Genomic DNA, 12,057 nt, shown 5'->3' on the forward strand with positions numbered 1-12,057 from the left:
GATGAGCCTCGCTCGCCAGCTCGACGAGATGAACCGCACAGGCGGTGCCGCGACAGCGGATGAGACGTTCGCGGTGTTCGAGGAGTGGGCGTGGGAAGAGCGCGGGCTGCGCTTGTACCCGGCCCAGGAGGAAGCGATCCTCGGGATGACACTCGGGTCGAACGTCGTCCTCGCTACTCCAACGGGAACCGGCAAGTCGCTTGTAGCGCTCGGCGCGCACTTCGCCGCGCTCGCCGAGGGCCGACGCACCGTGTACACGGCGCCCATCAAAGCGCTCGTGAGCGAGAAGTTCTTCGAACTCGTTGCTGTGTTCGGTGCTGACCGGGTCGGCATGATTACGGGCGACACGTCCATCAACCCCGACGCGCCGATTATCTGCTGCACCGCCGAGATTCTCGCAAACCTCGCACTGCGCGACCGCGAGGCAAACGGGATCACCCAGGTGGTGATGGACGAGTTCCACTTCTACGCTGACCCCGACCGCGGCTGGGCGTGGCAGGTGCCCCTCCTGCTCATGGAAGACGCGCAGTTCCTGCTCATGTCGGCGACGCTGGGCGACGTCACGGAGCTCGCCGACGACCTGAGCCGCCGCACCGGGCGCGACACTGAACTCGTGACCGGCGTCGAGCGGCCAGTGCCGCTCGAGTTTACGTACGCCGTGGCGCCCACACACGAGGTCATCGAACAGCTCGTGGAAGACCGGGAGACTCCCGCGTACCTCGTGCACTTCAACCAGTCGCACGCTGTCGAACAGGCCCAAGCACTCGCGAGCATCAAGCTCGTCGACCGCGCCGGGCGCGACGAGATTGCGGCGGCCATTGGAGCATTCCGTTTCTCAGCGGGGTTCGGCCAGACGCTCTCGCGACTCGTGCGTTCGGGCATCGGGGTGCATCACGCGGGCATGCTGCCCAAGTACCGGAGGCTCGTCGAGCAGTTGGCGCAGCGCGGCCTGCTCAAGGTCATCTGCGGCACGGACACGCTCGGGGTCGGGATCAACGTGCCGATCCGCACCGTCGTCATCACCGCGCTCACGAAGTACGACGGCGAGAAGATGCGTCGCCTGTCAGCGCGCGAGTTCCACCAGATTGCCGGTCGGGCCGGCCGGGCGGGCTTTGACACCGAGGGCGACGTGATCGCGCTCGCGCCCGAGTTCGAGGTGGAGAACGCGCGCGCGGCAGCGAAGGCCGCGGCAAAGGCGAGCGGTGGTAAGAAGGCCAAGCCCGCGAAGAAGAAGTCGCCGCCGCAGGGGTTCGTCGCGTGGACTGAGCAGACTCTCGACAAGCTCGTCGCGGCGTCGCCGGAGCCGCTCGTAAGTCGCATGAGAATCACTCACTCGATGGTGCTCGGGGTCATCGGTCGCGGCGAACAGTACGAGGGCGACGCCCTCGACACGCTCCGCACGCTCGTCTTCGACAGCCACGAACCGAGGGCCGCTCAGTTCGCGCACGCCCGGACGGCGATCGAGATCTTCCGCACGCTCGTGCGCGGCGGCATCGTCGAGTCGTACATCGATGGCCGAGGGCAGCGGTTGTTGCGCCTCACCGTTGAGCTGCAGGCGAACTTTGCCCTCAACCAGCCGCTCTCGCCATTCGCGCTCGCGGCGCTTGAGCTCCTCGACCCCGATTCGCCAAGCTACGCGCTCGACGCGATCTCCGTCATTGAGGCAACGCTTGAGGATCCCCGCGCGATCGTGCGGGCCCAGGAGCACCGCGCCCGCGGCGAGGCCATCGGCGCGATGAAGGCTGACGGGATCGAATACGAGGAGCGGATGGAACTGCTCGAAGAGATCACCCACCCGCAGCCCCTCGCCGAACTGCTCGGTGAAGCCTTCGAGGAGTACGTCAAGGAGGTGCCGTGGGCGCGCGACTACGAGCTTCGGCCCAAGTCGGTCGTGCGCGACATGATCGAGCGCGCCTTCGGGTTCCGTGACCTGGTCAACTACTACGGACTCGGGCGGGCAGAGGGCGGCGTGCTGCGCTACTTGAGTGACGCCTACCGGGCGCTCGAGCGAACGATGCCCGAGGCTGCCAAGACAGAGGAACTCGACGAGATCATCGACTGGCTCGGTGAGCTCGTGCGCCAAGTCGACTCAAGCCTCGTTGACGAATGGACCGAGCTCGCGAACCCCGATGTGGCTGCTGAGCTTGCCGCGCGCCACGGCTCGGAGGATGCTGCGCTCGTCGGGCCGCCACCGGCGCGCTCGCTCCTTGCCAATCAGCGGGCCTTCATGGTCATGGTGCGCAACGCGCTCTTCCGCAGGGTGCAGGCTGCCGCATTTGAGCACTACGACGAGCTCGAAACGCTCGACGCGCCGCACGGGTTTGGGGTGCAGAAATGGCGTGACGCCCTCGACGGATACTTCACCGAGTACGACGAGATCCGGGTCGACGGCGACGCTCGGGCCGCTGGTCTGCTGACCCTCGACAAGCAGGCGGAGCAGGCGGGCACCTGGGAGTTCCGCCAAGTGCTGCTCGACCCCGACGGGGACAAAGACTGGGGGATCGAGGGTGAGATCGACCTGGCCGCGTCTGAACTCGAGGGCGAACCCGTCGTGCGAGTGAACCGCGTCGGCCCGACCGCCTGATGCCCGCTGGCTACCCTGTGACTGCGAGTACGCCGGGTCAACTCGCGCCAGAGGCACCCACTATCTAGACTCAGACTATGACTCCCCAGGCACTGACCCCTGAACACTTCCTCGCGAACGCAGACCACACGCTGCTCGCCCCGCCGACAACCGCTGCAGAGCTCGAAGCGTTCCTCGTTGACGCGGTCGCGCTCGGCGTCAAGCGGGTCTGCGTAAGCCCTTCGCTGCTGCCTGTCGACAAGCGCGGGCTCGAGATCGTGACCGTCGTCGGGTTCCCGTCAGGCGTGCACAAGGCCGAGGTCAAAGCCTTCGAGGCGGCACAGGCCGTGCGCGATGGGGCCGACGAGGTCGACATGGTCGTGAACCCCGGCCTCGTCCACGCCGGTGACTGGGCCGGTGTCGAGGCTGAAGTCCGGGCTGTGCGCGAAGCGAGTAGTGGCAAGGTTCTCAAGGTCATCATCGAGAGCGCCTCGCTCACTGACGAGCAGATCGTCGGCTGCTGCCGCGCATCTGAGGCCGCGGGCGCGGACTTCGTGAAGACCTCCACCGGCTTCAATGCCGCTGGCGGAGCAAGCGTGCACGCCGTCAAGGTCATGGCAGACACCGTCGGTGGGCGCCTCGGAGTGAAAGCCTCTGGCGGTATCCGTGACGCCGAGACCGCGCGCCAGCTTTGGGCGGCCGGGGCGACCCGCTTTGGCGTTTCGGCAACCGGCGCGATCGTTGCGGGCTGGGGTTCCACGGAGACCGCAGCCGACGGCGGCTACTAGCCTCGCAGCTGGGCGGCACAAGTGACGGTTGAGATCCGTGAGCGTCGCGGGCCTGCGACGGCGGCGCACGCGGACATCGAGCGTGCAGCCGACGAGCTGTTTCGTTCCCACTTCGGCGTACTTCCTTGGGATGAGGATGCGCCCGAGCACGCGCCGCACGGCCATGTCGAGCGTGTGTTCGACGCGGTCGACGGCGCGACGCTCGTCGGCTTCGCCAAGGTGATCGTCGCGGGGGAGTACCTCCACCTGGAACAATTGTCAGTCTCGCCTGACCACGGCAGGCGCGGCATCGGCGGCAGGCTGGTCGGTTCAGTGCTGTCGGCCGCCTGGTCTGAAGGATTTGAGGCAGTGACGCTGCGCACGTTCGCAGACGTTCCTTGGAATGCCCCCTTCTACGAGAGGTATGGGTTTCGCGTGGTTGAGGCCGTGGATACGGAGTTTCACGCGGGGCTTGTCGAGACCGAAGCGGCGCTCGGGTTGATGGAGCACGGGGCGCGAGTGCACATGCTCGTGGCCCGCCCGAAGCAGGTCGGCCCTTAGTAACCAGCGCTGCGCGGAACAGCTTTCGGCGGTCAGCGCTCTCTCGGTAGCTACCCGCCGAGCATCCCCTCACCGTCAAATTTTCCTTTCAACCCCAAATGTTCGGGATATTTGGGGCCGAATGGAGAATTTGAGGGGTGTCGGGCGTTGGGGCGTTGGGCGTCGGGCGTCGGGCGTTGGGCGTTGGGCGTCGGGCGTTGGGGCGGCGGGTGTCGGGCGGCGGGGCGTTGGGCTGCGGGGCGCAGCGCGCTGAGCACGGACCGCACGGGGCGTAGGTAGCACCGGGGCGGCGCACCGGGCGGGCCAGGTCAGCTAGATGCGCGCGCCAAGCAGCTCGGAGATCTCCGCGGCGGCCGCGACCGCGCTCGGGGCGAACCGCTCAATCGAGTCATCGGGATGGGTGACGACGAGCGAAGAGATCGAGAGGCTGTACGCGGGTTCGCCTCGGTGGTTGAAGATCGGCGCCGAGACGCAAACCGTGCCGACCTCGTGCTCCTCGAGGTCGAGGGCATAGCCGCGTGACTGCACCTGCTCGAGCTCCGCAACAAGGGAGTCGACCTCGGTCAGCGTCGCCTTGGTGAGCGCTGGGAGCCCGGTCTGCTCCGCGTAGTCTTTGACTTCCGCGGGGCTCCGGTGGGCGAGAACTGCCTTCCCGAGACCGGTGCTGTGAAGCCACGCCGACCTGCCAGCTCGCGAGCGCACCCGGTACGGACGCTGAGACTCAGTAGCAAAGACGAACGCGACCTCGTCGGCGCCGGCCTCTCCGATGTGCACGGTGCACTGGGTTGAAGCGGCGAGCTCGGAGACGATCGGCTCCGCCAGCGCGACGATGTCGAGCGTTGACAGAGTGTGCCCGGCGAGCAGCGTGAAGCGGCGCCCTGCACGGAACCCGCGGTCGGCGTCTCCGGTAATGAAGCCCGAGGAGATGAGCATCGCAAGGATCCGGTGGACCGTCGACTTGGGGAGCTGCGCGGCCTCGACGATGTCGGTAAACCTCGAGTTCATGAGTGCGGCTTCGAGCACCGCAAGCGTTTTCTCGCTCGCGGTTTGGGGGCGCATGGGGTAACCGTCAGTCGAGTGGTTGGTGCCTTGCATCGACTCCCTTTCGCTAATCTTTCCAGGTTAGTGGTCAGAGCTAGCCGGATGGGAAGACAGGCGGAAATCGCGCAATATTGGTCCGGTGCGCCGCGGCAGCCCTGTGAGTGCTGCAGCCCGTGGGCGCGGCAGCCCCGCGAGAGCCGCTATTCGTTGCCTGCCGGAGTCAGCGCATCGAACGCCTCGCCGATCAGCGCGGTTGCGCGCTCGCGGCCGACGCCAAGTTCCACGAGGGCCCGGGCCGTGCTGTGAGCGAGTTCTCTCGCCCGCGCTTGGATGGGGTCGTCGCCCAGCGTCACAAAGGTTCCAGCGCGGCCGCGCCCTTCGACGACGCCAGCCTCCTCAAGCGCGCGGTACGCGCTCGCGACCGTGTTGGCTGCGAGGCCCAAGTCGGCTGCGAGCCCGCGCACGGTGGGCAGGCGGGATCCCGGCGCGAGTTCCCCCGAAGCTACCGCCGAGACGACGGCGTTGTGCAGCTGCCGGAACGGCGGGGTCCCTGAGGCTGGGTCGATGGCGATTGCAAAGCTCGTCATGGTGGCAAGCATATGGCCCCGGCCCCACCGAAGTGGGGCCGGGGCCACGGAGCGCTAGGCAGGTTAGCCGATACCCGCCATCTCCTCGACGTGGGTCTTACCGACCCGGTCGAGTACGGCGGGGCGCTTCGCCTTGATCCACCAGTAGCGCGAGAACGCCGCGAGCATCGTGATGACGAAGAGGTACGGGATCACGTTGAGCGGGAACGCCGGCACGGGGTAGACGTTCGCCACGAACACGTATGCCATCGCGACGACAGCTACCGTCGCCGTCACCCAGATCAGGCGGTTCTTGATGCCCTCGCGGGTCGTGTAGACGACACCAGCGATTGCGACGAGCGAGTAGGCGACCATGTACCCGTACGTGCCGTATGTGTCGACCCAGACGGTGATGTCCATCGGGTGCGTCCCGGCGAGCAGGAGGATGATGTCGAGCACAATCGCCGCAGGCCCGGCAATGAGCAGCACGCGGTGCGGGGTGAGGTGGGTCTCGTGGGTGCGGCCGAAGCGCTCGGGCACCATGCCCTCCTTGCCCATCACGTAGATGATGCGGCCAACGACGTTGAGCGGCGCGACGACGACGGCGAAGAACGACGCTGCGACACCGAACACGAGGATCGGCGTGAACCATCCCGGCATGTTGACCTTCTCTGCGACCGCCTGCAGCGGGCTCGCGACCTCGCCAAGCTCGTCGCCGAGCACGGCGATCTGCGTGTAGGCGGAGAACACGTAGAGCACGCCAACGGCGACGGCGCTCCACATGATCGCGCGAGGGATCGCCTTCTTCGGATCCTTTGCCTCGCGCCCGAGGGCGTCGGCCGACGAGAATCCGACGAAGCCGAGGATGCCGAGGACCATGCCAGCGGCGACGCCCTGGAAGGGTACGCCTTCGAATGAGAACTGCGACGGATCCCACGCGGCGTCGCCGAGCACGATGAGCGCGGTGACGAGCAGCACGAGGATGATCGCGACCGACAGCAGCTCGAGCACGAGCGAGATGCGCGCCGAGATGCGGATGCCGCGGATCGTGAAGAAGGTCGCGCCGCCGCCGATGATGACGGCGAGGGCGATGAGCCACGGCGTCGAACCAGCGGACTCGATGCCGAAGATCACGAGCAGGTCGGACATGTACGAGATGGCGCCGCCGAGCGAGCCCGCGGCGATGCCCCACGAGCCGATGAGGAGCGCGACGCCCGCGGCGAACGCGCCCGCCGGGCCAAGGCCCTGCGCGACGTAGGTGTAGAGCGAGCCCGCGGAAGCGTGGCGCTTCGCGAACATGCTGATGATGTAGCCGACGCACAGGATCACGATCGTCGCGAGGACGAACGCGAACATGGTGCCGCTGCCAGCTCCGAGGAAGATCGACGCTGCGGTGAACGCGATGACCGCGCTGGGCGCGATGCTCGCGATCGCTTGGGCCGCGAGCTCGGGGCCAGACATGACCCCTTCGCGCAGGCCGGCGTCAGCCTTCTGAGTGGTGGACTGGGACATTCAACTCTCCTTTGAGAAGTTCTTCAGGTGTTACGGGATGAGCAGCGTGCGGAGTACGCCGCCGGAAGCGAGATCGTCGAGCGCGTCAGCGGCTTCGTCGAGTGAACGGCGGCCCGAGATGAGCGGATCGAGCTTCAGCTGACCGTCCATGTAGCGGTCCACCAGTGCGGGGATATCGATCGAGGGGCGCACCGAGCCGTAGTTCGACCCGAGGATGCGCTGGTCGGCCTCCGCGAGCACGAGCGGTTCGAACGACGCCTTGGCACCGGTCGGCGGGAGCCCAACGATGACCGCAGCCCCGCCGAGGCCGAGCATCTGGATCGCCTGCTCGGTGGTGACGGTGCGGCCGATCGCGTCGAAGGCGTAGTCGACGCCGTCGGGGATGAGCTCGAACAGCTGCTCGACGGCGTTGCCCTCGGACGCGTCGATGCGGTCGGTCGCGCCGAACTGCATTGCCATGTCGGTCTTCTCTGGCACGACGTCGATCGCGATGATGCGCTCAGCGCCAGCGAGCTTCGCCCCCTGGACCACGTTCAGGCCGACGCCACCGCAACCGATGACGGCGACGGTCGAGCCTGGCTCAACGGCGGCGGTGTTCATCACGGCGCCGACGCCTGTCGCGACCGCGCAGCCGACAACGGCGATGACGTCGAGGGGAGCGTCGTCACGAACCTTGATCGCGCCCGAGGCGGGAACGACGACCTCCTCAGCGAACGACGAGACCCCGAGGTAGTGGTGCAGCGACTCCGCTTCGCCTTCCTCGCCCTCGATGCTCAGGCGCGAGGTGCCGTCGAAGAGTGAACCCTTCGCGTTGATGACCTGGGCGACCTTCTGGCAGCGAGCCTCGTGGCCCTGCAGGCAGTATCGGCACTCGCCACATGGCGGAACCCAGCTGAGCACGACGTGGTCGCCGACGGCGAGCGACGTGACGCCCTCGCCGAGCTCGACGACGACGCCGGAGCCCTCGTGACCCATGACCATCGGCGCGGGGGCTTCCCACTCGCCGCGCTTCACGTGCAGGTCAGAGTGGCAGACGCCAGCCGCTGCGATCTTCACACGGACCTCGCCTGCCTTCGGCGGTGCGAGCGTGACGTCGGCGACGGCGACGCGGGTGTTCGGTTCACGAAACACGACTGCCTTCATGATGTTCCTCCTCCATTGGGGTGCGCTTAGGCGGCGCAAAAGTTCGTCGAAGAGATCGTAAGTACCTGCCATCCGACATGTCACTGTGCCAATCGTCGAACCTGAGAGTGCACCTACGGCATTTGGTACATTTATGGCATGAGTTTCGACCTGCGAACCGTCGCCCGGGTGGTTGCCGGCGTCTACCTCGACAACGGGGTGAGTGACCACACCCCGTGCGAAGGGCTTGCGCGGGTCGGCGAGTACGTCGTTGTCGCGAGCGCCGAGTTCGCGACCCTTGTGACTGGAACGGTCGCCGAGCTCGAGGCCAGGTTCGCGCAGGGGAGTGAGGCGGCCGCGGTCACCTCGCGGGCGGTGTTCGTGAGTGAATCAGACACCCCGCGCCTCCGAAAGATACTCGCGGCCCACGGTATGAGCGCGGTGCTTGGGGCGTCTGCGTCTGGCGATGCGCTGCACTACCGACTCGCGGCCCTGCTTGCGGACGACAGAGCGGCCTCCGATCGCCTCGTCGCGTCGGGAACCCGGGTGCTCACGCAGGTCGCGCGCCGCGGGGGAGCGACCGCGGCTATGGCAGAGCTCGCGCATCGGATTGACGGCTGGGCCGTGCTGCTCGATGCCCACGGCCAGCTGATTGCGAGCGCGGGCGCCGGGCGACTGCACCTCGACGACGCGAAAGCGGTCGCACTCGGGAAGCCCGTGCGCGTGCGGCACCCGGGGCTGCAGACCCACCAGGTTGGCTCAGACCTCGACTTTACCGGCTACCTCGTTGTTGCGTCACGGTCGAGCGCGACGAGCCGTATCCGCGACCTCGCGTCGCAGGCGGCGGCGCTCTTCGACCTGGTGCTCCGCACGCGCGACCCATCGGTTACCGAGCACCTCGGGCGCGAGGCACTCGTCGAAATCCTGCACGGAGGTGGTGCGCAGGCGACTGAGCTGCTTCGGCGGTGGGGTGTGCGCGAGGTCGAGCTCACCGCGTTCGCGCTCGGCACGCGCACCCGCACGGTCGACCTTGAGCGGCTCGTCGAGCGCTGGCTAGACGAGCTCGGGGTTGAGCACATCTTCGTTGGTGACCCCGGCCTCGTCCGAGGGTTCGTTCCCGAACACCTTGTCGGCGAACTCATGGCTCTCGCGGCGGGATTCGAACCGCTCGGGGCGACGTCGCTGCACCTGGGGCTCGGCGCGGCCGCCCCGATCGATGCGCTCGGGCGAAGCGCCGTGCAAGCAAAGCAGGCCTTCGACGCCGCGTTCGAAGCGGGGGCGAGCGCGCAGCGCTACGCCGAGCTGCCAACGGTGGATTTCGTGCTTGACGTGATCTCCGAGGACCATCGAACCCAGCTCGGGGGAGTGCTCGATGGGCTGCGAGGCGATGACGGCGACCATGGGGAGCTACTCGACACCCTGCGCGTGTTCCTCTCCGAGCACGGGGCGCACCGCGCCAGCGCAGCGAAGCTTGGCATCCACAGGCAGACCCTTGTCTCGCGGATTCACCGTGTCGAGGAGCTCACGGGGCTCTCGATGGCCCGGCCTGACGACCGCGCCGCCGCGTGGCTGGCGCTGAGGGCGCTCGGGCACGAAGCGTTCACGCAATAGAATCGTGCTCATGCGACTCGGAGTCATCGACGTAGGTTCAAATACCGTTCATCTCCTCGTGGTTGACGCGCATCCCGGTGCGAGCCCCAACCCGTACCACTCGCAGCGGTCGACGCTGCGGCTCATGCGCTACCTCGACGACGACGGCGCGATCACCGACGAGGGCGTCGCCCGGATCATCGCCGCGATCGCAGAAGCGGTCAAGACCGTTCAGGAGATCGGCGTCGACGACCTGCTCGCGACGGCGACCTCCGCAATCCGCGAGGCCGCGAACGGCGAGGAAGTGCTCGCGCGCATCGAGCGCGAGACCGGGCTCAAGCTCGACGTGCTCTCGGGCGAGGACGAGGCGCGGATCACGATGCTTGCCGTGCGTCGCTGGCTCGGCTGGTCTGCCGGCGAGATCCTGCTCTTCGACATCGGCGGCGGGTCGTTCGAGATCGCCCAGGGCGCCGACGAGTACCCCGACGTACAGGTCTCTCTCCCGCTCGGCGCGGGGCGCTCGACGATTCTCTATCTCCCGGAGGATCCGCCCACCGCGGAAGGGATCTCGCGCCTCCGCGCGCACGCCCGCGAGGAATTCACGCGGGTTCGCAAGGAAATGTTCAAGGGGCGGCCGAAGCCGAAGCGGGTGGTGGGGACGTCGAAGACGATCCGCTCGCTCGCGCGCCTCATCGGCGGCCCGCCTGACCCGGCGACGGGTGACCTCGCTGAGCTGCACTATGCGGGACTGCGTGAGTGGGAGCCGACGCTGCGCGATATGCCTGGCTCCGTTCGCGAGTACCTGCCAGGGATTACGCCAGAGCGCGGATACCAGATCATGGCGGGCGCGGTCGTGCTGCGCACCGCGATGAAGGTGTTCGATGTCTCGACGCTCACGATCTCGCCGTGGGCGCTGCGCGAGGGAATCGTGCTGCGCTACATCGACGCCCTCGATGGCCGCGGAACCGACCCGGTCTCCGAGGACGGATAGCGCCCAATCATCGGGTAGTTTTAGCGGAAGGTACAAACGCTTAACGTAGCTTCCGCGGGGTTGATATCGAAAACGCAACCATTTCCACTCTCGCGGTGCGTCGAAGGCTGTCGTGCTGTAGGAATACACTAATGAATCTCATTCGCCCGCGGCAGGCGCGGGCGCTCATCCATGGGGGTTAACCATTGACCATCTCAACTACTAAGAAGATGCTCGGCCTCACCGCCGCGGCGGGCCTCGTGCTCGGCCTCTCGGCGTGTGGCCAGGCACCCGAGGCTGGCGGCGAAAGCGGCGGCGCAGAGGCCGTTGCCGGCTTCAAGCCCTGCATGGTGTCGGACGAGGGCGGCTTCGACGACAAGTCATTCAACCAGCTCGGCTACGAGGGCCTGAAGAAGGCTGCCGACGAGCTCGACGTCGAGTTCGGCGAGACCGAGTCGAAGAGCGCGAGCGATTATGCCGCGAACCTCAGCGGCCTTGTCGACGCAGGCTGCACGTTCATCGTCTCGGTGGGCTTCATGCTCTCGGAGCCGACCGTGAACGCGGCGAAGGCGAACCCCGACGTGCAGTTCGCGATCATCGACGACTGGGCTGACAACGACTTCGACGGTAAGACCGACGCGCCGAACATCAAGCCGCTCGTGTTCGACACGGCGCAGGCAGCGTTCCTCGGCGGCTACGCGGCAGCCGCTGTCTCGGAGACCGGCACCGTCGGCACCTTCGGTGGCGCGAAGATTCCGCCGGTCACCATCTTCATGGATGGCTTCCAGGACGGCGTTGAGTACTTCAACAAGGAGAACAGCAAGGACGTCAAGGTCATCGGTTGGGACGTCGCGAAGCAGGACGGCCAGTTCACCGGGGAGTTCGCGGCGAACGACACCGCAAAGCAGATGGCTCAGGGCATCCTCGACCAGGGCGCAGACGTGCTGCTCCCCGTCGGCGGCCCGATCTACCAGTCGGCTGCTGAGGCGATCCGTGACTCGGGCGGCACCGCGAAGCTCGTCGGCGTCGATGCAGACGTCTACCAGACTGACCCGAAGGTCAAGGACATCCTCTTCACCTCGATCATGAAGAGCATGGACATCGCTGTGTACGACTCGGTGATGGAAGCCGCCCAGGGTAAGTTCAGTGCTGAGCCCTTCGTTGGCGTACTCGAGAACGACGGCGTGAGCCTCTCGGGGTTCAACGACTTCGCAGACAAGGTCCCCGCAGACCTGCAGAAGCAGCTCGACGAGATCAAGGCCGGCATCGTTGACGGCTCGATCAAGGTCGAGTCGCCCTCCTCGCCGTAAGGCACTCTGATGGCGGGCCGGTGGGTGATCTCTGATCGCTCACCGGCCCGCCATC

Annotated in this window: 10 protein-coding genes; 6 read left to right on the forward strand and 4 right to left on the reverse strand. The window is 66.9% G+C overall.

Annotated elements, in window-relative coordinates; genetic code table 11:
* Nucleotide 1: 1 nt before the first annotated feature.
* The 3 genes from FB468_RS00325 to FB468_RS00335 all read left to right on the forward strand — a co-directional run bounded on the left by FB468_RS00325 (nt 2) and on the right by FB468_RS00335 (nt 3,891).
* Entirely contained in the window at nt 2-2,584 is a 2,583-nt protein-coding gene (locus tag FB468_RS00325) for a DEAD/DEAH box helicase (protein WP_141885590.1), read from the forward strand.
* Nucleotides 2,585-2,661: 77 nt separating this feature from the next.
* Nucleotides 2,662-3,351 carry a deoxyribose-phosphate aldolase gene (deoC, locus tag FB468_RS00330; RefSeq protein ID WP_141885591.1) on the forward strand — a complete coding sequence of 230 codons (690 nt, stop codon included), beginning with the start codon at nt 2,662-2,664 and terminating at the stop codon, nt 3,349-3,351.
* Between the two features lie 21 nt (nt 3,352-3,372).
* Nucleotides 3,373-3,891 carry a GNAT family N-acetyltransferase gene (locus tag FB468_RS00335; RefSeq protein WP_211359053.1) on the forward strand — a complete coding sequence of 173 codons (519 nt, stop codon included), beginning with the start codon at nt 3,373-3,375 and terminating at the stop codon, nt 3,889-3,891.
* A gap of 312 nt (nt 3,892-4,203) precedes the next feature.
* Here FB468_RS00335 and FB468_RS00340 read toward each other — a convergent pair whose 3' ends face one another.
* The 4 genes from FB468_RS00340 to FB468_RS00355 form a co-directional block, all read right to left on the reverse strand.
* Entirely contained in the window at nt 4,204-4,950 is a 747-nt protein-coding gene (locus FB468_RS00340) for an IclR family transcriptional regulator (RefSeq protein ID WP_170219587.1), read from the reverse strand.
* 182 nt (nt 4,951-5,132) lie between these two features.
* Nucleotides 5,133-5,519 carry a GntR family transcriptional regulator gene (locus tag FB468_RS00345; protein ID WP_141885593.1) on the reverse strand — a complete coding sequence of 129 codons (387 nt, stop codon included), beginning with the start codon at nt 5,517-5,519 and terminating at the stop codon, nt 5,133-5,135.
* Nucleotides 5,520-5,582: 63 nt separating this feature from the next.
* Nucleotides 5,583-7,010: an APC family permease gene (locus FB468_RS00350; RefSeq protein ID WP_141885594.1), complete on the reverse strand. Its 1,428-nt coding sequence runs from the start codon at nt 7,008-7,010 to the stop codon at nt 5,583-5,585.
* A gap of 30 nt (nt 7,011-7,040) precedes the next feature.
* Entirely contained in the window at nt 7,041-8,153 is a 1,113-nt protein-coding gene (locus FB468_RS00355) for an alcohol dehydrogenase catalytic domain-containing protein (RefSeq protein WP_141885595.1), read from the reverse strand.
* A gap of 138 nt (nt 8,154-8,291) precedes the next feature.
* Between FB468_RS00355 and FB468_RS00360 the strand changes: the two genes are divergently transcribed.
* The 3 genes from FB468_RS00360 (at nt 8,292) to FB468_RS00370 (ending at nt 12,002) form a co-directional block, all read left to right on the forward strand.
* The gene (locus tag FB468_RS00360; protein ID WP_141885596.1) at nt 8,292-9,743 is read left to right on the forward strand and encodes a PucR family transcriptional regulator; all 1,452 of its coding nucleotides are present in this window, start codon (nt 8,292-8,294) and stop codon (nt 9,741-9,743) included.
* Nucleotides 9,744-9,753: 10 nt separating this feature from the next.
* On the forward strand, nt 9,754-10,713 hold the full coding sequence (locus FB468_RS00365) for a Ppx/GppA phosphatase family protein (RefSeq protein WP_141885597.1): 960 nt from the start codon (nt 9,754-9,756) through the stop codon (nt 10,711-10,713).
* Between the two features lie 185 nt (nt 10,714-10,898).
* Nucleotides 10,899-12,002 (forward strand): BMP family lipoprotein, encoded by a 1,104-nt coding sequence (locus tag FB468_RS00370; RefSeq protein ID WP_141885598.1) that lies wholly within the window; start codon nt 10,899-10,901, stop codon nt 12,000-12,002.
* Nucleotides 12,003-12,057: the final 55 nt, after the last annotated feature.

The sequence above is a fragment of the Leucobacter komagatae genome (genome assembly GCF_006716085.1).
Classification (GTDB): Bacteria; Actinomycetota; Actinomycetes; order Actinomycetales; family Microbacteriaceae; genus Leucobacter; species Leucobacter komagatae.

Coding starts and splice junctions, on each gene's coding strand:
- FB468_RS00345 (WP_141885593.1), bottom strand. CDS start 5,519: ATGACGAGCTTTGCAATCGCCATCGACCCAGCCTCAGGGACCCCGCCG.
- FB468_RS00350 (WP_141885594.1), bottom strand. CDS start 7,010: ATGTCCCAGTCCACCACTCAGAAGGCTGACGCCGGCCTGCGCGAAGGG.
- FB468_RS00340 (WP_170219587.1), bottom strand. CDS start 4,950: ATGCGCCCCCAAACCGCGAGCGAGAAAACGCTTGCGGTGCTCGAAGCC.
- FB468_RS00325 (WP_141885590.1), top strand. CDS start 2: ATGAGCCTCGCTCGCCAGCTCGACGAGATGAACCGCACAGGCGGTGCC.
- deoC (WP_141885591.1), top strand. CDS start 2,662: ATGACTCCCCAGGCACTGACCCCTGAACACTTCCTCGCGAACGCAGAC.
- FB468_RS00365 (WP_141885597.1), top strand. CDS start 9,754: ATGCGACTCGGAGTCATCGACGTAGGTTCAAATACCGTTCATCTCCTC.
- FB468_RS00355 (WP_141885595.1), bottom strand. CDS start 8,153: ATGAAGGCAGTCGTGTTTCGTGAACCGAACACCCGCGTCGCCGTCGCC.
- FB468_RS00360 (WP_141885596.1), top strand. CDS start 8,292: ATGAGTTTCGACCTGCGAACCGTCGCCCGGGTGGTTGCCGGCGTCTAC.